Origin of the sequence: Clostridium tepidiprofundi DSM 19306 (assembly GCF_001594005.1) — a bacterium.
In the GTDB taxonomy this organism is placed as follows: Bacteria; Bacillota; Clostridia; order Clostridiales; family Clostridiaceae; genus Clostridium_AC; species Clostridium_AC tepidiprofundi.
Window position 1 is genome coordinate 57,749 of the sequence record NZ_LTBA01000001.1, and the last position, 21,615, is coordinate 79,363.

Here is a 21,615-nt window from a genome sequence, read left to right on the forward strand (position 1 = left end):
ATATGAGAAGGGAATGATGCGAATGAATGGTGAAAGAAGTATTGAGTTTTTGGATTTAGAAACTATAAATATTGAAAAGGAAATTGCATTAAAGATTCCTAAAGAATTTGCTTATAAAAATCTGGTTATACCATTTAATATTGAAAATAGCAAAGTTCATGTTGTTATGGCTGAGCCCCACAATAAAGATATTATTGAGGAATTGAAATTTCTACTATCGTCAAATATACAAATTTATGTGGCAACTAGCGAGAAAATAAAAGAAACTATAGAAAATATTTATTCAAAGAAAATATTTGATAATGCTGTTAAGCAATTAGGAGAGGAAATTAATATAAACAACATGTTTTTATCAGAAGATAGTGATGATATTAAGCATGCACCAGCTGTTAAAATAGTAGATACTGTTATAAAAAATGCTATTTCAAATAAAGCAAGTGATATTCACTTTGAGCCTTTTGAGAATTATGTAAGAATAAGAATGAGAATTGATGGAGTATTACATGAAATATTACGTATGCCTAGAGAAATATATTCATCTGTAATTACTAGAATTAAGGTATCATCTGGAATGGATATTTCTCAAAAATTACTTCCACAAGATGGGAAAATGAGTGCTGTTATTGATGAGAATTTTTATAATTTTAGAATATCGTCTATTCCGACATTTTATGGTGAAAAGATAGTAATAAGAATTTTATACAATAATTCATCACTGTTAAGTTTGGATGTTTTAGGATTTGATAATAAGAGCAAAAATGAAATTAAAAAAATGGTTTTAAAAACAAAAGGAATAATATTGATAACCGGTCCTACAGGAAGTGGCAAAACTACAACATTACATGCAATGGTGAATGCTATGGATAAAACAAGTAAAAATATTATAACAATAGAAGATCCTGTTGAATATAGAATTGATGGTATAACTCAAATTAATATAAATAATAAATCTGGATTGACATTTGCCAATGTTTTGCGCAGCGTATTGAGGCAAGATCCGGATGTAATACTTGTAGGTGAGATAAGAGATGAAGAAACGGCAGAAATAGCTGTTAGAGCAGCTGTTACTGGTCATTTAGTCTTATCTACAATGCACACATACGATTCTATTAATTCTGTATTGAGATTAATGGATATGAATATACCTAAATATTTGATACAAGAAGCTATTACGGCAGTTATTGCTCAAAGGCTGGTAAGAAAAATATGCCCGAGGTGCATTACTGAGTATATTCCAAATCAAACTGAACGCAATAATTTGAGGATAGGCATTGGAGATGTGTTATACAGGGGAAAGGGGTGTTCTTTCTGTAATTATACAGGATATTATGGTAGAAAAGTTGTCTATGAAATATTAGAAATTAATAGTGATTTTAGGGAAGCTTTATTCAATAGAATTAATATAAAAAACATAAAGAAAATGTGTTTATCAAATGGTTTTGTTTCATTTGAAGAAAACTGTAGACAAATCGTAATTAATGGTGAAACGACATATGAAGAATATTTAAAAATTTTATTATGATTATGTGCTAAAAGGTGTGCAGCTATGAATTATAGATATAAAGCTATGGATATATACGGAAAAATACACAAAGGTAATATTGAAGCAGTAGACTATCAAGATTTATGGATGAAAATCAGACAAAAGAATTTATTCTTGATAAGCTATAGCAAAAGAGTAAAAAATATATTAACTATTAATTCGGTAAGTCAAAGGGATTTGGCCATATTTAATAAGGAGTTTTATTTAGCATTGAAAGCAGGTATAAATATTGAATATATTTTAAAAATGCTGTCTTTAAAATGGAACAAAGGTGTCTTAAAAGAATGTATGAAATCTATCGGTAATGATGTAAAAAAAGGAGTGAGTTTGAGTGAAAGTATGAGATGCTTTAAAAATGTATTTCCAAGTTTTATGATAGATATGATTAATATAGGTGAAGAAAGTGGAAAACTTGAATACATTTTTAAAAATTTATCAGTTTATTATTATAAAGAATTTAAATATAAAAATAGAATTATTAATGCATCAATATATCCTCTCATTGTACTATTTACTACTGTATTTGTAACTCATTTTTTATTAGTAAGCATAATACCTGTTTTTATGAGAACATTTTCTTTAAATGATAAAAAGCTTCCCTTTATAACGAAAATATTGATTGATATTAGCAACTTTGCAGTGAAATACAATTATTTAATAATTTCTGCAGTTTTTGTTGTACCAATTATTATTTATTTTGTAAGTAAGTTAAAAGCAACAAAAAATATTGTTGAAATGCTAAAATTAAGATTACCATTTATAAAAAAAGTTTCAATGTGTACTCTTTTATTTAAAATATTTAGGGAACTTGAGTTGTTATTTTCTAGTGGTGTAAATCTTTTAAAAGCTTTGCAATTGATTAGCAATACACTCGATAATGTTGTAATAAAGAAAAAATTTTCAGTTTGTGTTGAAAGATTAAAAATGGGTTGCAGTGTATCTGATGCTTTGGAAAGCACACAATTATTTGATAATTATACAATGTCAATACTTAAAGTAGGGGAAGAAACAGGTAAATTAGAATTAGTATTTACAAATTTGGCTGATATATATGAAGAAATGCTAGATAATTTTTTAAGAAGAATTATTGTATTAATTGAACCGATATTGATATTAATATTGTCATTGATTGTTGGAACTATTGTTATAGCATTTGTAATTCCTATTTTTGATACAATATATACTTCTATTTAGAGAAGTACATATTGAAGCTATGAGGTGGTAAATATTTGAGCACTAAAAAAGGTTATACACTTATAGAAGTTATAATGGTTATTTTTTTGCTTGCAGTGATATGTTCTATAACATCGATTTCATATAAAGGGTATAAGAGTATAAGTAGTGATATAGAAAGTGATTATTACATCGAAAACATATTAAACTTTATAAATAATGCAAGAGAGTTTTGTAGAGAGAATAATACAGTTGGAAGCATTGTATTTAACAAAGAGCTAAATACTATTTTTTTTCAAATACACGGAAATACAATAAGAAGTTTAAACTTAGGAAATGAGTTATTTTTAAAAGATATTGCTTTGAATAGAATATTTAATTCAAACTCTATAATGTTAATAAAAAATTCAGGTATGATATCAAATCCAGGGAGCATATATTTGATAGACAAGAAGGGAGAAGAGCATATAATTACTATATGTGTAGGTACATCATATGTTAGAATTAAAAAATAAAAAAGGATATAGCATTATTGAAGTAGTGTTTTCAATAGCTATTTTTATAATATTTTCTACTACTGTATTATTGATAAGTTTTAATTCATTAAAATTAAAAGCTCATAACAAGGAAATCGAAAGATATATTGACTTTGCAGAAGGAATTGAGAATATATTAATTTACAATTATAGCTATGATGATGTTATCGATATAAAGAATTTGAATAAATGCTATATTAAAAATGAAGATATCAATATTGAAATACTAAAACTTAATAATTTAGAAGATATTTTAATGAGAAATAAGCCTGATGAAAAACCTTATGCTGTTTTGAGCATTGAGGAAAGTAAACCATTGAATATAACACTTAGTATACATACTAAAATCGATGTTGATGATATTGTTTTGCAATTTTATAAGGGGAAATACTATGAATATTAAAAAGAGAGGATTTTCGCTAATAGAATTGATTGTTGCATTAGCAATAACGGGAATATTATTATGTGCTATAACTTCTATGTTTGCATATGTTGGTAAACAATTTTCTTATTGTTTAAAAAACAATTTATACAAGTATTATGCAGATGAGGCAATGAAATTTATAGAAATGCAGATATATCGTGAAGCTAAAAGCATAGATGTGTTTGATGATAAATTGATTTTGTATAAAAACAACAATAAAAAAGATATTATAGAAGCTAAAGATGATAAGCTGATTATTAAATATGGTAATATTTATTTCATGTCGAATGATTACAATATTATTACAGAATGTATAAAAGAGTTTAGTGTTCATAAAAGTAATAATGTGGTTTTTTCAAAAATAATCATGAAGGATGGTAGTGTGAAGGAACGATGTTTGCATTTGAAAAGATAATAACACATAAGAAAAAAGGGTATATACTTATACATACCTATTTGATAGGTTTACTTGCATTAATAATGGTATTATATATTTTTTCTTTACAAATTAATGAATTGTACTATAATAAAGGCTTTATGAAAGAGTTGCTTAGTAAAAGTGAATATTTAAAATACAAGGAAATGCTTTTAACAAAGTTAAATGTTTATGTAGATGAAAATATTAAACCCAAAGCAAATTCTGATATTAAATATTACTTTAATAAAAAAGGTCATAGTAAAAATATTGCCGTATATATTAATGGAAAAATTATTTATAATTCTATTAATAATTGTTTTGAGTTAGTTACGCCTTATAGGAGTTATTCTTGGAGATATGATGTGTATGAATACACTGTTAGAGAAGGCAAAATGATACTTGCGTTCAAAGAAACCAAATTTAAGTGAACCCGTTTTGCTAAAGCAAAACATAGGTATTTCAGGTGAATATTCTACTCTATTTGAAGCAAAAACTTCAATCTTCCACTTATAGAAGTGGCAGTCTTGGAGAATTTATTAGAATCAGTGTTTAATATGAAATAGGCGAATGGAGATGGTATATATTAAAAAAAGTATTGTTATACAAATAAGTGATAATTCAATTTATACTAGAAATATCGATAGAAAATTTATCAATAACATTAAAATGTATGATAGTAAAATATATACAAATATTTATGGTGTACAACATAATAATATCAATATTGATACTAAACATAGAAAAGTTTATATTATCATTGAGGGTGAAAAAATATTAGTTAAGTTATTGACTATTCCAAGAGTGAAGAAATATTTAATTCATACCACTATAAAGAATGAATTGATACATAACTTTATTGATGTTAATGAAATTATTTTTAATTATCGTATTTTAAAGGAGAATAAAAATACATATGAAATATTAGTGTTTTGTATAAAATCAAAGAAAGTTGATTTTATAGAGGATATCGTTAATAAAAATAATATAGTTAGGATAAATTTACTTCAGTTTTGCATTTTGGATTTATTGAAAGATAAAATAATAGATAATAATTACATGTTAATGTTTAATTTCAATATGTATTGTTATATTATTATTCATATAGAGGGTTATGTTTACGCTAATCATGTATTTGCAATAGAAAATGAATCAATATATATGATAAATGAGCTAATGGATTTTATAAATGATAATAGAGATGAAGTCAGTAAAATAAATACATTATACATTTCAAATATTAATAAAACTGACATTATAGAAGATACAATTCAACTAAAAATAAAAAACATTGGAATGATTAGCAACGAAAAATTATTAAAATATTACTTTGATAATTTGAGGTGAAACAATGAATAATATTGATTTTTTTCCTGAATGGTATATTAATAAAATTCACAAAAGAAATAATTTCATACTCAATATTATTTGCTTGATTTTTTTTATACTAAATATTTGTTTGATTTTTAAGCTTATGACAAACATATCTATTATCAATGCTTTGGATAATAACATTCAGTTATTAAAAAAGAATGAAAGGAGTTGCAAAAAATTGAATAATATTACAAGCTATTGCACAATAAATACAACAAAATATTTGATGAGCCTAAATATAAGTGAAAACAATATTGATAGAATTAATATAAGCGGCAATGATATAAAATTATGTTTACATGTAAATTCTTATGATGAATATAAAGAAATGGTTAAAAGATTAGAGAATTTATGTAAAGCAAAATTGAAATATGTAACTCCTTTGATAGATGTTGATAATAATAATTGTTTTGAGGTTGTTTTAGTTAAAAATGACAAGAATTAGCATGAGATTCAAGATTGGTATGTTTGTTTTGCTTGCTTTTTCGAGTTTGATTTTAGCTTATTTTAACTATAGTACTTATAATGATAAAATAGCTATGGAAAGAAAAGTGAAGCAATGTCATGTAGTAAAAAACAAATGTAAAGTTATTGAGTATGGATTTTATGATATTCTAAATTGTTTGGATAAGAAAAAGGGATATAGTATTAAGAGTATTAGCAATGTTGATACTAATAATATTTGTTGCATAGAAGTTGAATATTATGGTAATTTGACAGATATTACAGATAAAATTCAATCTATAAGTGAATATAAAAATTTCATTGCATTGGTTAATGTTGATATAGTCAAATATGATAAAGAAAAGTTTAAATCAATATTATGTGTTAAATTTTTAAAAAATAAATGATGTAGTATACTTTATGCAACTGTATTGGAGGGAAAAAATGAATATCATTATCGTAGGAATGCCATGTAGCGGTAAATCAACTTTAGGTAAAATATTGAGTGAGAAAATTGGTTATAGTCTAATTGATACAGACAGTGTTATCGAAAATAATGAAAATATGACTATAGAAGAAATATTTAAAAAAAAAGGTGAAGAATATTTTAGGTTTAAGGAAAAAGAGTTGGTGGATGAATTTATTAACTGTAGTAATACAATAATTGTTTGTGGTGGCGGATTGCCAATATACAATAATAACATGAAAAAATTAAATGAAATTGGTATTACAGTATTTTTAGATGTGAAGTTGAGTGAAATATATAGAAGAGCAATGCTATTAGATGATAGACCACTGCTAAATAATAATTTAAAAGAGACATTAGAAAATATGTATAAAAGAAGAATTGAAATTTATAGGAAAGCACATATTATTATTGAGGGGAATGAAAATGCTGTTGATGTAATATTATCAACTTTAGAGTCGAGTAGATACGATATTTGAGTTGGCTAAAACAATTTATTGCAAATGTTAGCTTCTTTTGATAAAATAACATTGTTGATTATTGGTATAACTGACTATTATGAAGTGTATTATTATGAATTCCAGGTGGATATTTATGAAAATTTTGATAATTAATGGTCCGAATTTAAATTTATTAGGTTCAAGAGAAAAAAATATATATGGTAGCATGACTTTGAATGATATAAACACAATGATAATGGAGAGATTTAGAGATTCATCTATAGTGTTTGAGTTTTTTCAGAGTAATAGTGAGGGATATATTGTATCAAAAATTCAGCAGGCTATATCAAATTATGATGGTATTGTAATTAATCCAGGTGCATATTCTCATTATAGTATAGCTATTTTAGATGCTATAAGAAGTATTAGCATTCCAGTAATTGAAGTGCATATAAGCAATATTTTCAGTAGAGAAGAATACAGAAAAAAGAGTGTTACTGCAGAGGGTTGTGTTGGATTTATATGTGGTTTTGGATGTTATGGATATGTTTTAGCTGTAGAGGCTTTATTATCAATGGGAGTAATGGGAAAGAGTGTGTAAAAACATAATGCTTTATTATTGTTAAATGAGTATATATGAATTATTATCAAATTTACAAAGAGAATTGATTTGTATTTAACAGAGTTTTATAGTAAAATTTATTATTGTGAGTTTTAAATAACTATATGTTGTTAGAATATAATGTTATTTGGAGGGATAAAGTATGAGTATGATTTCAGCAGGTGAATTAAGAAAAGGAACTACTTTTGAAGAGGATGGACAAGTTTTTACAGTTGTAGAATTTTTACATGTTAAGCCAGGTAAAGGTGCTGCATTTGTTAGAACAAAAATAAAAAATGTTATTACAGGTGCAGTTATTGAAAAATCTTATAATCCAACTGCAAAACTTCAAGAGGCAGTTATTGAAAGGAAAGAAATGCAATATTTATATAACGATGGAGAGTTATATTATTTCATGGATCAAGAAACATATGAGCAGATTCCATTAAATTATGATAAAGTTGAAGGGGCAATTAAGTACATCAAAGAAAACATGTTTGCTGTTATTAAGTTCTTCAAAGGAGAAGCTTTCTCAGTAGAAGCTCCAAACTTTGTTGAATTGCAGATTACAACATGTGAACCATCAGTTAAGGGTAATACTGCTACAAATGCGATGAAACCAGCAACACTAGAAACTGGTGCAATTGTTCAAGTACCTTTATTTGTAAATGAAGGTGATGTAATTAGAGTTGATACAAGAACAGGTGAATACATGGAAAGAGTTTAATACCATTTTATTAAGAGCGTTTAGGCGCTCTTTTTTTTTTTACTAAAAATTCGGCACACTATTTTTTTGTAATAATTTTATGATATTGAAAATATTAATTTTAATAAGAAAACATTTTACTTATGAGTTGCTAAGGAGGGTATAAAAGAGTGGTAAACATAGAGTATATTATAAAAATATTACCAAATAAAATAGAAGAGGATTTAAAAAAAATTGATTCATTAAATAAACTTCAAGAAATTAGAATTAAAATAAATAAACCTATTATATATGAAATAGGTATGAGGGAAATGATTAGTTCCTATATAGTAAATCAAGATGATTTGAAAGTTATTTTACAAAGAATGAGTGAATTTTCAATATACGCATTTGAGGAAGAAATAAAAAGAGGGTATATAACGATTAAAGGTGGACATAGAATAGGGATTTGTGGAAGATGTGTAATTGAAGGTAGTAGAATAAAAACAATTAGGGATATAGCATCTGTAAATATAAGAATATGTAGAGAAATTTTAGGATGTTCAAATAGAGTTATGCCATACATAATAAAAAATACTTATGTTAACAATACAATAATTATTTCTCCACCTAAATGTGGAAAAACGACTCTTATAAGAGATATTGCTAGAAATGTGTCGAATGGAATTGAAAAATATGGTTTTAAAGGCAAAAAAGTATGTATAATCGATGAAAGAAGTGAGATTGGAGCTTGCTATAAGGGTGTTCCTCAGATGAAAGTAGGAATTAGAACAGATGTATTAGATGGTTCACCTAAGAGTGAAGGAATAATGATGGCTATTAGAAGCATGTCACCAGAAGTGATAATTTGTGATGAGATTGGTACCTATAATGATATGGATAGTATTATAATGGCACTAAATTCTGGAATCAATTTAATCACAACAATTCACGGATTTGGAATAGAAGATTTATTTAGACGAAATGTTTTTAAGAAATTAATTGATAATAATGTATTTAAAAAAGCAATAATTTTAAATAATAAAAATGGAGTAGGAACAATAGAATATATATATGATTTTGATAAAAAGAATAAATTAGAGGTGAATTAGATGCTTAAGGCTATAGGGTGCTTATTGATAATTGTAGGTTGTACTTTTGTTGGATTTATGTATGGTGAAAAATTTAATAAGAGAGTGATTCAATTAAATGAATTAGACAAAAGCATAATTCAACTAAAAAATGAAATAGTATATATTTATACAACGCTTCCTAATGCGTTTTTAAATGTATCTAAAAAGTGCATGTATCCTATAGGAGACCTGTATATAGATGCGAGAAATCTGCTTGTTGACAATAAAGTAGATAGTGTTTATGAAGCTTTTGAATTGTCTATCAAGAAAAATGAAGACAAGCTATATTTAAATGATAATGATATCAAAATTTTGTCAGATCTTACTAAAAACTTAGGTGAATCGGATATAGAAGGCCAAATTAGTATATTTGAGTTAACACTGAAAAATTTAGAGAAGCAGATAAAGACGGCTGAAAGTTTAAGAAATAAGAATTTAAAAATGTATAGATACTTAGGTTTTACAGTAGGTGCGGTAATAGTAATAATATTAATATAAATTGTTTAGGGGAGGAAATTTTATGCTAGATGTATCCTTATTATTTAAAATTGGTGCTATAGGTATTGTAATTATAGTACTTGATAAAGTATTGAAAAGTGCAGGAAAAGAAGATTATGCAGTTATTACCAATTTAACGGGTGTAATTATAATATTATTAATGGTTATTAATTTGATAAGTCAACTGTTTACAACTGTTAAAACCCTTTTCCAGCTGTAAGGAGGAAATATGGAAATAATTAAAATAACTCTTTTTGCTTTTACTGCACTCTTTATAATATTGATTTTTAAAGGAAGAAGAGATGATATTGCTGTTCTTATAAGCTTATTTTCAGGTGTAATTTTGATAATGTTCATACTTCCTAAGATAGCTATGATTTTAAATTTTATAAAATTATTAGCAAACAAAGCAAATATAGATTTTGGTTATTTAAATATTATATTCAAGATACTGGGTATTGCTTATCTTGGAACTTTTAGTGCAGCAATATGTAAAGATGCAGGTGAAAGTATGTTGGCATCTAAAGTGGAAATTGTAACTAAGATACTAATTTTAGCAATGAGCGTACCCATTTTAATGGCTGTATTAAATAGCATATTAAAAATTATATGATGGGGTATTAATATGGAAAATAAAAGATTAATATTTATAGTTCTAATGGTAATTTCCTTAATTACAATGCCTATTGTAGCTAAAGCTTCTGGTATAAGTAATATGCCAAATAATTTAACTGAGAGACAATCAAATGAAATAAACAAATTATATGAGTACATTTCAAATATGAAAACTGATTATGAAATCTTAAATGATTTTGATGCTAAAACATACATTGAAAATTTTATTCAAACGGGTGAAAGTGGAGTAACTTTTAGTAAAGTAATTAAATATTTATCAAAATACTTATTTATTGAGATAGGTTCAACAATTAAGTTTATAGGTATTCTCATAATAATATCAATAATTTGTGTTCTTTTAAATAATTTGCAAAATATTTTGTCGGATGGTGAAATTACTAATATTGCATATTTTGCATGTTATTCAATGATAATTATAATTCTTGCTAAGAGTTTTTATATAGGTATTGACTTAGCCAAAAGTACAATTATAACATTAACAAATTTTATGGCAGCATTAATGCCAGTATTGATGATGTTACTTGCTAGTGTTGGTGGATTTACACAAGCTGCATCTATGGATCCAATTATAATAGGAGTAACAAGTATAGGTGCTAGGATTTTCGTTGATTTTGTAATTCCATTGGCAATAATGAGTTTCGTAACGGTATTTGTCAATAATATTTCAAGTGATTATAAAATATCTAGGCTTTCTAAATTATTGAATCAAGTTGTATTGTGGACTCAGGGAATAATTATGACCATATTTGTAGGAGTTATTTCAGTTAGAGGTATTGTATCTCAAACAATTGATCAGGTTACATTAAAAACAGCAAAGTTTGCAGTAGATAGTTTTGTACCTATAATTGGAAAAAGCATATCAGATGCAATAGCAACTGTAGCGGGATACTCTTTGCTATTAAAGAGTGCATTAGGAGTACTTGGATTGTTTTTAATAATTATTATTGTTCTATTACCTATACTGAAACTACTAATAATGGCAATATTGTATAAATTAACAGCTGCATTGCTTGAACCTATTAGTGACTCTAAGATCATAAAGTGCATTGATTCTGCTGGGGATTCTTTGATATTAATAATGTCATGTGTAATAAGCATTTCAATAATGAGTTTCATTATGATAGCCATTGTTGCATCAACAGGACGAGCTATTATGTACGGATAGGGGTGGTAATTTGATAGATGCAATTCGAAATTGGATAATAAATATTTGTACAATAATAATTTTCATTACAGCTGTTGAAATGTTATTGCCAAATAATAGCATCAAAAAATATGTAAAGTATGTATTAGGATTGATAATGGTAATTGTGCTTATTAAACCAATAGTTTTTGTTAGTAGTGGCAATATAGATATAAACAAATATGTTAAAGCAAGTGATGTATACTTTGGTACAGACATGTATGAGAAAGATTATAAAAAATATAAACAGGAGAATTTAGAGAATACAATACAAAACTTTAAAAGAAATTTGGAGTTGACTTTGGAAAAAAAACTTTCTGTAAAATATCCAAATGATGAATTCGATGTAATGATTGATTTATCATATGACAAAGATGTAGGAAAATTTAATATTCAACGTGTTGAAATAGGTATTAAAGATAAATGTGTTAAAAGGATAAAAAAAATAAATATAGGTCGTAATAATAGTACAAGTGATAAAGAAGTAAAGTATTTATATGATGATAAGAGTTTGAAAATAAAGAAATTTGTAAGTTCAGAACTAGAAGTATATACGGATATAATTTATGTTTATAAAAATAGTTAGTTAAAATACATATGCATTGGAGGTATTGTAGTAATGAATATTGATGATATTGTTAATAAAATAGCAAATTTCATTAGAAATACAGAAAGTAAAAATCATAAAAAAAATAGTCATAAATCAGGTGGCACAAATAATAAATTATTTAATATAGTTGTGTTAATTTTAATAGGAATTTTACTTGTTATAGGAAATAATTATTTTAAAAGTACAACTGCGACTGTGAGTACTACATTCAAGAATAAAAATACCGCAGATGAAAATATGATTAGTAGTAATGAGTTGAATATCAGATCTATACAAAGTTATGAAGAAAAATTAACAAATAAGCTAAAGAATATATTAGAAAAAATTGATGGTGTTGGGAAGGTTGATGTAATGATATATTTTGAAAGTGGTGAGGAAAAAATACCGGCCATAAATATAAATGATTCGAATAGTATTACAGACGAGAGTGACAATAATGGTGGAAAAAGAAAGATAAATCAGAGCAATAATGGTAGAACAATAGTAATGCTAAATAAAGGACAGGAAACAGAACCGTTTATTACAAAAACATATGAACCAAAGATTACAGGTATATGTATTGTGGCAGAAGGTGCAAAAAATAAAATTACAGAACTTAGGATACGTCAAGCAGTTGTCAACCTATTTAATCTTTCTGAAAAAAAAGTTAATGTATATCCTATGAAAAATTAGCATATATATGTTTTAGAAAAGAAATGGAGGGAAGTATTATGAATAAAAAGCAAACAGGTATAATAGTAGCATTGTTGGTTCTTATTGTTTTTGCAGGTTATTTGGCATCTAAGGTAAATACTCCACTATATGATGCTAACTCTTCTTTAGATGGTAAGAGTGCTGCATCATACAATGAGAGTCAAGCTACATCTAATTACTTTACAGAAGCAAAATTATCTAGAGAACAAAGCAATGCTAAGACATGTCAAACACTTCAAAATTTAATTGATGATGAAAATACTCCAGAAAAAGAGAAAGAAAAAGCAGCAGAAGAATATAGAAAATTAGCTTTACAGTTGGATCAAGCAAAAAAATTAGAATCAAAACTTAAAGGATATGGTTTTGAGGATGTTATATGCTATATTGAGGGAGATAAAGTAAAAGTATTTGTTAAGACGCAAAATGAGTTAACAGAAAAACAAAGAAAGTTAATTAAAGATGTTGTTATGAGTAGTACCAACATAAAGGATGTAGACATTATAGCAAAGAAATAAATTAAAGTAATCAATTGTAATAAGTCATATTTTCTGATATAATGATTGTAAAAAAATACATTATAACGCAAGTTGATCCGAGGGGGTACCAATATGGATGAGAATGTTATTAATAATTCTGAGATTGGCATAGTTAAGATTTCGGATGATGTTGTCAGTGTTATTGCTAGGATAGCAGCTGATGAAATTAACGGAGTAGTTGGAATGAGCTCAAATGCTGTAGTAGGCTTTAGCCAAATGTTCAGTAGCAAAAAGAATTTATCAAAAGGTGTTAAGGTTAATGTCAAAGATGATGGTGCTGAAATAGATTTATATGTGGTTGTACAATATGGTATGAAAATACATGAGGTTTGTGCTAAAGTGCAAAGTAATGTAAAAAAAGCTGTTGAAACAATGACAGGATTAAATGTATTGGCTGTAAATGTGTATGTACAGAATGTTGAATTGCCAAAACAACCTAAACAGGAAGAAACAGAGGAAGCTGAGCAAGAAAGTTAATTTTGAATTAGTAAATATAAAGAATACCGTATGGTATTCTTTATATTTATGCAAATAATTTTATATTTTGTATAAACAAAAAAAATTTTATTTGATATAATGAAAATAAAATTAATTTTATCAAAAAATAGGGCAATATAATAATTATCAGGAGGAAAAATATGAATAGAAAAAAATCTAGAGAAGTAGCAATGAAGATACTGTATCAAATGACTATTAATGAAGGAGGGTATGAAGAAGCTATAAAAAATTACTTTGAGAATTCAGAATATAATATTAAAAACATAGATGTGGAATATATAAAATACATAGTTAAAGGTGTTACTGATAATATATGTGAATTAGATGAAAAAATAGAAAGTAAATTGATAAATTGGAAGATAAATAGAATTTCTAAAATTAATCTTTCAATTTTAAGATTGGCTCTCTATGAAATGTTTTATTGTGATGATATTCCAAGAAGAGTTTCTGTTAATGAGGCAATTGAACTTGCAAAAAAATATTCAGATGATAGTTCTCCTAAATTTATAAATGGTATACTTGGAAATTTTGTTGTTGATTAAAAATTAAAGGTATTTTGATTTTTATAAATTGTAAACAGGTTTATGAAAGGAATGGTATGAAAGTGGGAACTATTTTAAGCGGTATAGAATTGGCAAATGAATATAAAAAGAAAATTAGAGAGATAGTGTATGAAACAAAAGAAAAAGGCATACCAGTTCCGTGTCTTGCAGCAGTACTTGTTGGAAATGATGGTGGCTCTGAAGCTTATGTTAAGAATCAAAAAAGGGTGTGCGAAAAATTAGGAGTTGAACATAAGCTTATTTCTTTTGATAATGATGTTACGGAAGAAGAATTATTGAATACAATAGATGAATTAAATAATGATGTGAATATAAATGGAATAATTATTCAATTTCCACTTCCAAAACATATTAATGCAAAGCATATTATAAAAAAAATACTGCCAAGTAAGGATGTTGATGGTTTGACAGAATTGAATTTCGCAAGACTATATAAAGGAGAAAGGTGTTTTACACCATGTACATCTAGGGCTGTATTAGAGTTAATTAATAAAACTGGTATTAATATTGAGGGAAAGCATGCAGTTGTTGTAGGTAGAAGTGATATAATAGGCAAACCTGTAGCGCTGTTGCTTCTTAGAAACAATGCAACTGTAACGATATGTCATTCAAAAACTAGAGACTTAATTGATATATGTAAGAATGCTGATATATTGATTTCTTGCATAGGAAAACCAGGTATAATAACAAAAGATTATGTAAAGAAAGGTGCTATAGTAATAGATGTTGGAACAACTAGAGTTGATGGAAAAATAAGAGGAGATGTTGATTTTGAAGAAGTAAAGGAAATAGCTTCATACATAACGCCTGTTCCAGGGGGAGTTGGCTCGGTTACTACCACAATGCTAATAATGAATACGTGTGATGCATTTTTATATCAAGAGCAAAAAAAGTAAAGTAGGTTGATAAATGTATGTTTATTAAAACATTAACAGTAAGCGATATAAGTAAATATATTAAAAAGACATTTGATAGTGATTTTATTTTGAGTAATATCAATGTTAAAGGTGAAATTTCTAATCTAAAAATACATAGTAGTGGGCATATTTATTTTTCGCTCAAGGACAATTTAAGTAAAATAAACTGTGTAATGTTTAAGAGAAATGCTGTTGGTTTGGAGTTTATACCTGAAGATGGCATGAAAGTAGTTGCAAAAGGTAGTGTTTCTGTGTATGAAAAAGAAGGAATATACCAACTGTATTGTGATGAAATAAAGCAAGATGGGTTAGGTGAGCTTTATTTAGAATTTCAAAAATTAAAAAACAAATTGCATGCTCAAGGGTTATTTGACGAAGCTCATAAAAAATATATACCAATTTATCCAAGACGAATAGGAGTGGTTACATCTCCAACAGGAGCAGCTATAAGAGATATAATAAATGTATCAATAAGAAGAAATACTAATGTTCAATTGTTAATATATCCTAGCTTGGTTCAAGGAAAAGATGCACCTGCGAACATAATAGAAGGCATCAGAATGTTAAATAAAGTTGAAGATGTTGACGTTATTATTTTGGCAAGAGGCGGAGGCTCGATTGAAGAGCTTTGGGCTTTTAATGATGAGGATTTAGCTTATGAAATATATGATTCATACAAACCTATTATTACAGGAATTGGTCACGAAACAGATTTTACAATTGCAGATTTTGTAAGTGATAGTAGGGCTTCTACTCCTTCAGCAGCTGCTGAATTAGCAGTACCTTTATTAGAAGAAATAAATAATAAGATATTAAGTTACAGGGAAATATTGAACAAAAATGTGTTAAATTATATTGATAACAAGTATTATGAAGTTGATTTGTTGACTAGGTCGCTAACAATGCTTGCTCCAGGCAATTATATAATTGCTCAATATGAGCGTATAGATAATTTAAAGAATATGATTTATAATAGTTTTAAATCAAAGTTATTAATAGAAAAAACTAGACTTTCAAAGCAATATTCGTTGCTTAATGCACATAATCCATTAAATATATTGAACAAAGGGTATTCAATAATTCAAGATGATAAAGGTAATGTATTGTACGAGGTTAATCATTTTTTAGATACTGAAGAAGTGAATATTACTGTAAAAAATGGAGCGGTAAAGGCAAATTTAAATGTTTTGGAGGTAAAAAATGACACGTAATAAAGAAAATTATGAAAGCATGATGAGTGAGCTAGAAGAAATAGTTAATAAAATGCAAAATGATGAATTAACACTAGATGAATCAATCAAATATTATGAAAAAGGAATTACACTATCAAATAAATTATACAAGATGATAAATGAAGCTGAACGAAAAATTAAAATTATAAATAATTCAGAAGAGCAAGATTTCAATGTCTAACTTTCAAATAGAGGTGTGTTTATGAAATATGAGTTTTTGAAACAAGAAATAAATGATTGGCTTAATGGCTACTTTGCTAACAAAGGTACGTATGAGAAGATTGTTTTTGAAGCTATGAGTTATAGTTTGAATAATACGGGCAAGAGAATAAGACCTATATTAATGCTTTTAACATATGGAATGTATAAGGAAAATTATAAAGATATAATGCCTTTTGCATGTGCTCTTGAAATGATACATACATATTCTCTTATTCATGATGATCTTCCATGTATGGATAATGATGATTTAAGAAGAGGAAAACCTACAAATCACAAAGTTTATGGTGAGGCAGTAGCTACTCTTGCTGGGGATGCTTTGTTAAATGAAGCATTTAATGTTATGCTAAAGGAATGTTTATGTGGAGATATTTCAAAAATTAAAGCAACTTATATAATTTCTAAAAGTGCTTCTGCTTATGGTATGATAGGTGGACAGATAGTAGATATTTTAAGCGAAGGAAAAGCTATTTCTGAAGATGAGTTGAGATTTATGCACAAAAAGAAGACAGGTGAGCTCATTAAGGCTGCTCTTTTAGCAGGTGCTGTATTAGCAGAAGCTAGTGATTATGATATAAAACTTATTGAGCAATTTGGAGAAAATTTAGGATTAGCTTTTCAAATTAAGGATGATATACTAGATGTGATTGGAAATAGTGATAAGCTTGGTAAGAAAACTAATAGTGATTTGATTAATAAAAAAGTTACTTTTGTATCTTTGTATGGATTAGAAAAGTGTAAGCTAATGCTTGATAGCATTAACGATGAATGTTTAGAAATTCTGAAAAGATTACGAAAAGATACTAATGAACTAGAAAAAATTACAGTATTTCTATTTAATAGAGATTTTTAGTCTTATTTTAAAAATATTATCTTTGAATAATTACGATTGATATGTTATAATGTTTGAGAAAAAAATGGTGCAGTATCCTAGTCAGGTAACTAACTTTTAAGGCGGGGCTAAAAATCCGCCAAAGGGCACATCGATGAAGCTTCTGGTGCTGGCTTTTGACGCCCAGTCAAGGGCTTGTGCTGGGAGTAAGGAGTTGGGGCAGCCGCAACGGCATGCGCAACTGACCCTACCTCCGCGGAGACCATAACTTGTGGAATGGGCTAGATACCTATTCTACGATTATGGATTAAACCTGCAATGTGGTGAAGAGCTATGTGCAGTGTAGCCTGCCTTGAGTGGGGTAGGTAGAGGAGAAGCGTTTAGCAGCTGAAACCTATCCTGCAAAAGAGGCTAAGAAGTTAGCCAACTGTTGAGGAAAGCTCCTAGGCTGTTCATATTTTGATGAGGAATACTAAGGATTGCAGTGCGGACTAAGTGGTAATCCAGTACCATAGCTTTGGCAACACTATGGGTAGAATTTTAAAGGGAAACCGTCAAGATGGTGACATTTTGATAATTCTATGGGAAATCCGACTGGACCTAAGACGCAAAATTTACTTAGTATTCCACCATTTTTATTATTTTGGAGGATTAATTTGTGTTTATAAAAAATTCTAGAAAGAAAGTTAACAGTAAAAAAAAGGGAAGCTACAAAAATACTATTAGTAATACTAAATGGATAGTACTTATAATAATTTGGACTTTGCTAATTGGAGGAAGTATATCTTTATTGTCAGACACGCTACTAAGTGAAGCTAGTTTATTAGTAGCTTTTGTTATATTGATTATTATTGTTTTAATTGGTGTAATATTTGATACGATAGGAACGGCAGTAACAGCAGCTAATGAAGTTCCTTTTCACGCAATGGCAGCTAAGAAAGTAGAAGGGGCTAAGACTGCTGTAAAATTAGTTAGAAATGCCGATAAAGTGTCTAATTTTTGCAATGATGTTATCGGTGATATTTGTGGTATTGTGAGTGGAGCAGCAGGGGCAATAATAGTAGTTAAAATACTAGTGTATTTACCGAATTCAAAGGAGACATTTAAAGCAAATTTATTAAGTGCTGCTGTAGGTTCTTTTATTGCTGCTGCTACTATTGGTGGAAAAGCAATGGGAAAGACTTTGGCTATTAAGAATTCAAATAAAATTGTTTTTGAAGTTGCCAAATTAATATATTTTATTAAAAAGGACAGATGATTATGAAAAATATTATCGATAATTTTAATGGTCCACATGATGTGAACAGTATGAATGTGAATGAATTGGAACTATTTGCAGCTGAAATAAGACAATTCTTAATAGATAAGGTATCTAAGACAGGTGGACATTTGGCTTCTAATTTAGGTGTTGTTGAATTAACATTAAGTTTGTTAAAAGTATTTAATATGGAAAAAGATAAGTTAATATGGGATGTTGGGCATCAAGCTTATGTATATAAAATATTGACCGGTAGGAAAGAACAATTTGACACGTTAAGATGCTTTGGAGGGTTAAGTGGATTCTTAAAAAGAGAAGAAAGTAAATATGATCAATTTGAAGCTGGACATAGTAGTACATCACTATCAGCTGGATTAGGATTTGCGCTGGCTAGAGATTTGAAAAAAGAAAATTATGAAGTTATTTCAATAATAGGTGATGGTGCATTAACAGGAGGAATGGCTCTTGAGGCATTAAATGATATAGGATATAGAAAAACTAAAATTGTAATTGTGTTAAATGATAATAATATGTCTATAGCTGAAAATGTTGGAGGAATTTCTACTTATCTAAGCAAATTAAGAGTAGGACCAAAATATAATAAGATTAAAAATGATGTTAATTCGACTTTAATGAAAATTCCTACTGTTGGTAAAGGAGTAGCGGATTCGATACATAGGATAAAGAATGGTTTAAAGCAAATTGTAGTGGAGAAAATGTTCTTTGAAGATATTGGTATTAAGTATATTGGACCTATAGATGGACATAATATCAGGGAAATGACTGATGTGCTTTCAATGGTAAAAAATATTGATGGTCCGGTGTTAATACATACAATAACAAAAAAAGGTAAGGGTTATGAATTTGCTGAAAAAAATCCAAATAAATTTCATGGAATTGGACCTTTTGATTGTTCAAGCGGTAAGGTGACGGTAAGTTCAAAAAACTCGTATTCAAAAGCATTTGGTGAAGAAATGGTTAGGCTAGGTGAGAAACACAAGAATCTTGTAGCAATAACAGCAGCTATGCCTGATGGTACTGGATTAAATAAATTTTCTAAGATATATAAGAATAGATTTTTTGATGTTGGAATTGCTGAACAGCATGCAGTAACACTCGCTGCGGGAATGGCGAGTCAAGGATTGAAGCCTGTTTTTGCAGTATATTCAACTTTTCTACAAAGAGCATATGATCAGGTACTTCATGATGTGTGTATGCAAAATTTGCCGGTCATTTTTGCAATAGATAGAGCAGGCATAGTTGGAGAAGATGGTGAAACGCATCAAGGTGTATTTGATTTGTCTTATCTTTCTCATATGCCTAATATGACTATTTTAGCACCTAAATGTATTGATGAACTTAAAACTATGCTAAATTGGGCTGTCGTTCAAGATTATCCTATTGCGATTAGATATCCAAGAGGCGGAGACAATTTAAATGTTAGTTTATCACCATTAAAAAATTTTAAATTAGGTAAATGGGAAGTATTATATGGTGAGGGAAATATAACATTGATTGCTACTGGCAAGATGGTTCAAGTTGCAGTATTAGTTAAGGAAAAATTGGAAACTATGAATATACAGGCATCTGTTATAAATGCGTGGTCTATAAAACCTATTGATAAATCCATGATAAAAGAAATTGTAAGCAAAGGGAAGACTATAGTTACTTTAGAAGATAATGTTATAAGAGGAGGCTTTGGCTCTCAAGTATTAGAGTATGTTAATACAATTAATGATAGTTGTAAAGTTATTAATTTAGGATTTAATGATGAATTTATTCCACATGGAAAAGTAGATTTGTTGTTCAAGGTATATGAGTTAGATGTTCAGGGAATTGTAAGAAAAATAATCAGCAATTTGAGTTAATGGAGTTGTAGGAGATAAAAATATGGCAGATACAAAAGAGAGATTGGATGTTTTATTATTAAAAAGGGGTTTTTTTAATTCTAGAGAAAGAGCTAGGGAGAGTATACTTTCAGGGAAAATATTTGTAAACAATATTCCTATTACAAAATGTGGAAAGAAAATTGATGTTGATGCATTGATAGATTTTCGAGGAAAAACTTTGCCGTATGTTAGTAGAGGTGGGCTTAAACTTGAAAAGGCACTAGAGAGTTTCAATATCAGTTTAGAAGATAAGATTTGTATTGATATTGGTGCATCCACAGGTGGATTTACAGATTGTATGTTGCAAAATGGTGCTTTAAAAGTTTATGCCATAGATGTAGGTAAAAATCAATTACATGACAAATTATTACAAGATTCAAGAGTTGTTTCATTAGAAAATACTAATGCAAGGTATATGAGTATTGAGGATATAGGGGAGTATTGTGATTTTGCATCAGTGGATGTATCTTTTATATCATTGACTAAAATAATACCAAGTGTTATAAAATTACTGAATGCCGATGGTGATATTGTAGTTTTAATAAAACCTCAATTTGAAGCTGGTAAAGCACATATTAATAAAAAAGGTGTTGTAAAGAATAAAAATGTACATAAAGAGGTAATTAATAATATTATTTCTTTTACTACTGATATTGGCTTGAGCATTAAAGGATTAAATTATTCGCCAGTCAAGGGTCCAAATGGGAATATTGAATATTTATTATGTTTAACTAAAAATAAAAATTTTGATTCAAGCTTTTCAATTAGGAATACTGACTTGATTGTAGATAAAGCACATGAAAAATTATAATGGGTG

29 protein-coding genes are annotated in these 21,615 nt (G+C 27.8%); all 29 read left to right on the forward strand.

All coding sequences use genetic code 11. The features are described from left to right. Positions 1-22: 22 nt before the first annotated feature. The 29 genes from CLTEP_RS00325 (at position 23) to CLTEP_RS00465 (ending at position 21,609) form a co-directional block, all read left to right on the forward strand. A complete protein-coding gene (locus tag CLTEP_RS00325) occupies positions 23-1,522 on the forward strand; it encodes a GspE/PulE family protein (protein ID WP_161938330.1) in 1,500 nt (499 codons plus the stop codon). A 24-nt stretch (positions 1,523-1,546) separates the two neighbouring features. Beyond that, on the forward strand, positions 1,547-2,737 hold the full coding sequence (locus CLTEP_RS00330) for a type II secretion system F family protein (protein WP_066820830.1): 1,191 nt from the start codon (positions 1,547-1,549) through the stop codon (positions 2,735-2,737). Between the two features lie 35 nt (positions 2,738-2,772). After that, the gene (locus CLTEP_RS00335; protein WP_066820833.1) at positions 2,773-3,231 is read left to right on the forward strand and encodes a prepilin-type N-terminal cleavage/methylation domain-containing protein; all 459 of its coding nucleotides are present in this window, start codon (positions 2,773-2,775) and stop codon (positions 3,229-3,231) included. Continuing rightward, the gene (locus tag CLTEP_RS00340; protein ID WP_066820836.1) at positions 3,212-3,655 is read left to right on the forward strand and encodes a hypothetical protein; all 444 of its coding nucleotides are present in this window, start codon (positions 3,212-3,214) and stop codon (positions 3,653-3,655) included. Before CLTEP_RS00335 ends, CLTEP_RS00340 begins: the two co-directional genes overlap by 20 nt. Further along, a complete protein-coding gene (locus CLTEP_RS00345) occupies positions 3,645-4,091 on the forward strand; it encodes a type II secretion system protein (RefSeq protein WP_066820839.1) in 447 nt (148 codons plus the stop codon). Before CLTEP_RS00340 ends, CLTEP_RS00345 begins: the two co-directional genes overlap by 11 nt. Next, positions 4,070-4,522, forward strand: a complete 453-nt coding sequence (locus CLTEP_RS00350; RefSeq protein ID WP_066820842.1) for a hypothetical protein — start codon at positions 4,070-4,072, stop codon at positions 4,520-4,522. The genes CLTEP_RS00345 and CLTEP_RS00350 overlap by 22 nt, the downstream gene beginning before the upstream one ends. A 145-nt stretch (positions 4,523-4,667) precedes the next feature. Then, positions 4,668-5,438: a hypothetical protein gene (locus tag CLTEP_RS00355; protein WP_066820846.1), complete on the forward strand. Its 771-nt coding sequence runs from the start codon at positions 4,668-4,670 to the stop codon at positions 5,436-5,438. Positions 5,439-5,442: 4 nt separating this feature from the next. After that, entirely contained in the window at positions 5,443-5,910 is a 468-nt protein-coding gene (locus CLTEP_RS00360; RefSeq protein ID WP_066820849.1) for a hypothetical protein, read from the forward strand. Continuing rightward, the gene (locus CLTEP_RS00365) at positions 5,897-6,316 is read left to right on the forward strand and encodes a hypothetical protein (RefSeq protein WP_066820852.1); all 420 of its coding nucleotides are present in this window, start codon (positions 5,897-5,899) and stop codon (positions 6,314-6,316) included. Before CLTEP_RS00360 ends, CLTEP_RS00365 begins: the two co-directional genes overlap by 14 nt. A gap of 37 nt (positions 6,317-6,353) precedes the next feature. Next, positions 6,354-6,854 carry a shikimate kinase gene (locus tag CLTEP_RS00370; RefSeq protein WP_066820855.1) on the forward strand — a complete coding sequence of 167 codons (501 nt, stop codon included), beginning with the start codon at positions 6,354-6,356 and terminating at the stop codon, positions 6,852-6,854. A 115-nt stretch (positions 6,855-6,969) separates the two neighbouring features. Beyond that, positions 6,970-7,416: a type II 3-dehydroquinate dehydratase gene (aroQ, locus tag CLTEP_RS00375; RefSeq protein WP_066820857.1), complete on the forward strand. Its 447-nt coding sequence runs from the start codon at positions 6,970-6,972 to the stop codon at positions 7,414-7,416. A gap of 169 nt (positions 7,417-7,585) precedes the next feature. Next, a complete protein-coding gene (efp, locus tag CLTEP_RS00380) occupies positions 7,586-8,143 on the forward strand; it encodes an elongation factor P (protein WP_066821828.1) in 558 nt (185 codons plus the stop codon). Between the two features lie 149 nt (positions 8,144-8,292). Next, positions 8,293-9,213, forward strand: a complete 921-nt coding sequence (spoIIIAA, locus tag CLTEP_RS00385; RefSeq protein ID WP_066820864.1) for a stage III sporulation protein AA — start codon at positions 8,293-8,295, stop codon at positions 9,211-9,213. Then, positions 9,214-9,732: a stage III sporulation protein SpoIIIAB gene (gene spoIIIAB, locus CLTEP_RS00390; RefSeq protein ID WP_066820867.1), complete on the forward strand. Its 519-nt coding sequence runs from the start codon at positions 9,214-9,216 to the stop codon at positions 9,730-9,732. Positions 9,733-9,754: 22 nt separating this feature from the next. Next, positions 9,755-9,952 (forward strand): stage III sporulation protein AC, encoded by a 198-nt coding sequence (gene spoIIIAC / locus CLTEP_RS00395; protein WP_066820870.1) that lies wholly within the window; start codon positions 9,755-9,757, stop codon positions 9,950-9,952. A gap of 9 nt (positions 9,953-9,961) precedes the next feature. Beyond that, positions 9,962-10,345: a stage III sporulation protein AD gene (gene spoIIIAD / locus CLTEP_RS00400; protein WP_066820872.1), complete on the forward strand. Its 384-nt coding sequence runs from the start codon at positions 9,962-9,964 to the stop codon at positions 10,343-10,345. 12 nt (positions 10,346-10,357) lie between these two features. Next, positions 10,358-11,533 carry a stage III sporulation protein AE gene (gene spoIIIAE / locus CLTEP_RS00405; RefSeq protein WP_066820875.1) on the forward strand — a complete coding sequence of 392 codons (1,176 nt, stop codon included), beginning with the start codon at positions 10,358-10,360 and terminating at the stop codon, positions 11,531-11,533. A gap of 10 nt (positions 11,534-11,543) precedes the next feature. After that, positions 11,544-12,137 (forward strand): stage III sporulation protein AF, encoded by a 594-nt coding sequence (gene spoIIIAF / locus CLTEP_RS00410; protein WP_066820878.1) that lies wholly within the window; start codon positions 11,544-11,546, stop codon positions 12,135-12,137. Between the two features lie 33 nt (positions 12,138-12,170). Continuing rightward, complete coding sequence (gene spoIIIAG, locus CLTEP_RS00415) at positions 12,171-12,833, forward strand: stage III sporulation protein AG (protein WP_066820881.1); 663 nt, start codon at positions 12,171-12,173, stop codon at positions 12,831-12,833. Positions 12,834-12,871: 38 nt separating this feature from the next. Further along, positions 12,872-13,369, forward strand: coding sequence for a SpoIIIAH-like family protein (locus CLTEP_RS00420; protein WP_066820884.1), 498 nt, complete (start codon positions 12,872-12,874; stop codon positions 13,367-13,369). A 93-nt stretch (positions 13,370-13,462) separates the two neighbouring features. Then, positions 13,463-13,867, forward strand: coding sequence for an Asp23/Gls24 family envelope stress response protein (locus tag CLTEP_RS00425; RefSeq protein WP_066820887.1), 405 nt, complete (start codon positions 13,463-13,465; stop codon positions 13,865-13,867). A 161-nt stretch (positions 13,868-14,028) separates the two neighbouring features. After that, a complete protein-coding gene (nusB, locus tag CLTEP_RS00430; protein ID WP_066820890.1) occupies positions 14,029-14,430 on the forward strand; it encodes a transcription antitermination factor NusB in 402 nt (133 codons plus the stop codon). Between the two features lie 62 nt (positions 14,431-14,492). After that, the gene (locus CLTEP_RS00435; RefSeq protein WP_066820893.1) at positions 14,493-15,347 is read left to right on the forward strand and encodes a bifunctional 5,10-methylenetetrahydrofolate dehydrogenase/5,10-methenyltetrahydrofolate cyclohydrolase; all 855 of its coding nucleotides are present in this window, start codon (positions 14,493-14,495) and stop codon (positions 15,345-15,347) included. A 17-nt stretch (positions 15,348-15,364) separates the two neighbouring features. Then, positions 15,365-16,579: an exodeoxyribonuclease VII large subunit gene (xseA, locus tag CLTEP_RS00440; protein ID WP_066820896.1), complete on the forward strand. Its 1,215-nt coding sequence runs from the start codon at positions 15,365-15,367 to the stop codon at positions 16,577-16,579. Beyond that, a complete protein-coding gene (locus tag CLTEP_RS00445; protein WP_066820899.1) occupies positions 16,569-16,781 on the forward strand; it encodes an exodeoxyribonuclease VII small subunit in 213 nt (70 codons plus the stop codon). The genes xseA and CLTEP_RS00445 overlap by 11 nt, the downstream gene beginning before the upstream one ends. A 21-nt stretch (positions 16,782-16,802) precedes the next feature. Next, the gene (locus tag CLTEP_RS00450) at positions 16,803-17,672 is read left to right on the forward strand and encodes a polyprenyl synthetase family protein (protein ID WP_066820903.1); all 870 of its coding nucleotides are present in this window, start codon (positions 16,803-16,805) and stop codon (positions 17,670-17,672) included. A gap of 637 nt (positions 17,673-18,309) precedes the next feature. Continuing rightward, entirely contained in the window at positions 18,310-18,909 is a 600-nt protein-coding gene (locus CLTEP_RS00455) for a hypothetical protein (RefSeq protein ID WP_423230720.1), read from the forward strand. 2 nt (positions 18,910-18,911) lie between these two features. Continuing rightward, positions 18,912-20,777: a 1-deoxy-D-xylulose-5-phosphate synthase gene (gene dxs / locus CLTEP_RS00460; RefSeq protein ID WP_066820913.1), complete on the forward strand. Its 1,866-nt coding sequence runs from the start codon at positions 18,912-18,914 to the stop codon at positions 20,775-20,777. A gap of 22 nt (positions 20,778-20,799) precedes the next feature. After that, positions 20,800-21,609 carry a TlyA family RNA methyltransferase gene (locus tag CLTEP_RS00465; RefSeq protein WP_066820916.1) on the forward strand — a complete coding sequence of 270 codons (810 nt, stop codon included), beginning with the start codon at positions 20,800-20,802 and terminating at the stop codon, positions 21,607-21,609. The last annotated feature ends 6 nt before the right edge of the window (positions 21,610-21,615 follow it).

Coding starts and splice junctions, on each gene's coding strand:
- CLTEP_RS00325 (WP_161938330.1), top strand. CDS start 23: ATGAATGGTGAAAGAAGTATTGAGTTTTTGGATTTAGAAACTATAAAT.
- CLTEP_RS00330 (WP_066820830.1), top strand. CDS start 1,547: ATGAATTATAGATATAAAGCTATGGATATATACGGAAAAATACACAAA.
- CLTEP_RS00340 (WP_066820836.1), top strand. CDS start 3,212: ATGTTAGAATTAAAAAATAAAAAAGGATATAGCATTATTGAAGTAGTG.
- CLTEP_RS00345 (WP_066820839.1), top strand. CDS start 3,645: ATGAATATTAAAAAGAGAGGATTTTCGCTAATAGAATTGATTGTTGCA.
- CLTEP_RS00350 (WP_066820842.1), top strand. CDS start 4,070: ATGTTTGCATTTGAAAAGATAATAACACATAAGAAAAAAGGGTATATA.
- CLTEP_RS00355 (WP_066820846.1), top strand. CDS start 4,668: ATGGTATATATTAAAAAAAGTATTGTTATACAAATAAGTGATAATTCA.
- CLTEP_RS00360 (WP_066820849.1), top strand. CDS start 5,443: ATGAATAATATTGATTTTTTTCCTGAATGGTATATTAATAAAATTCAC.
- CLTEP_RS00365 (WP_066820852.1), top strand. CDS start 5,897: ATGACAAGAATTAGCATGAGATTCAAGATTGGTATGTTTGTTTTGCTT.
- CLTEP_RS00370 (WP_066820855.1), top strand. CDS start 6,354: ATGAATATCATTATCGTAGGAATGCCATGTAGCGGTAAATCAACTTTA.
- aroQ (WP_066820857.1), top strand. CDS start 6,970: ATGAAAATTTTGATAATTAATGGTCCGAATTTAAATTTATTAGGTTCA.
- efp (WP_066821828.1), top strand. CDS start 7,586: ATGATTTCAGCAGGTGAATTAAGAAAAGGAACTACTTTTGAAGAGGAT.
- spoIIIAB (WP_066820867.1), top strand. CDS start 9,214: ATGCTTAAGGCTATAGGGTGCTTATTGATAATTGTAGGTTGTACTTTT.
- spoIIIAC (WP_066820870.1), top strand. CDS start 9,755: ATGCTAGATGTATCCTTATTATTTAAAATTGGTGCTATAGGTATTGTA.
- spoIIIAD (WP_066820872.1), top strand. CDS start 9,962: ATGGAAATAATTAAAATAACTCTTTTTGCTTTTACTGCACTCTTTATA.
- spoIIIAE (WP_066820875.1), top strand. CDS start 10,358: ATGGAAAATAAAAGATTAATATTTATAGTTCTAATGGTAATTTCCTTA.
- spoIIIAG (WP_066820881.1), top strand. CDS start 12,171: ATGAATATTGATGATATTGTTAATAAAATAGCAAATTTCATTAGAAAT.
- CLTEP_RS00420 (WP_066820884.1), top strand. CDS start 12,872: ATGAATAAAAAGCAAACAGGTATAATAGTAGCATTGTTGGTTCTTATT.
- CLTEP_RS00425 (WP_066820887.1), top strand. CDS start 13,463: ATGGATGAGAATGTTATTAATAATTCTGAGATTGGCATAGTTAAGATT.
- nusB (WP_066820890.1), top strand. CDS start 14,029: ATGAATAGAAAAAAATCTAGAGAAGTAGCAATGAAGATACTGTATCAA.
- xseA (WP_066820896.1), top strand. CDS start 15,365: ATGTTTATTAAAACATTAACAGTAAGCGATATAAGTAAATATATTAAA.
- CLTEP_RS00445 (WP_066820899.1), top strand. CDS start 16,569: ATGACACGTAATAAAGAAAATTATGAAAGCATGATGAGTGAGCTAGAA.
- CLTEP_RS00450 (WP_066820903.1), top strand. CDS start 16,803: ATGAAATATGAGTTTTTGAAACAAGAAATAAATGATTGGCTTAATGGC.
- dxs (WP_066820913.1), top strand. CDS start 18,912: ATGAAAAATATTATCGATAATTTTAATGGTCCACATGATGTGAACAGT.
- CLTEP_RS00465 (WP_066820916.1), top strand. CDS start 20,800: ATGGCAGATACAAAAGAGAGATTGGATGTTTTATTATTAAAAAGGGGT.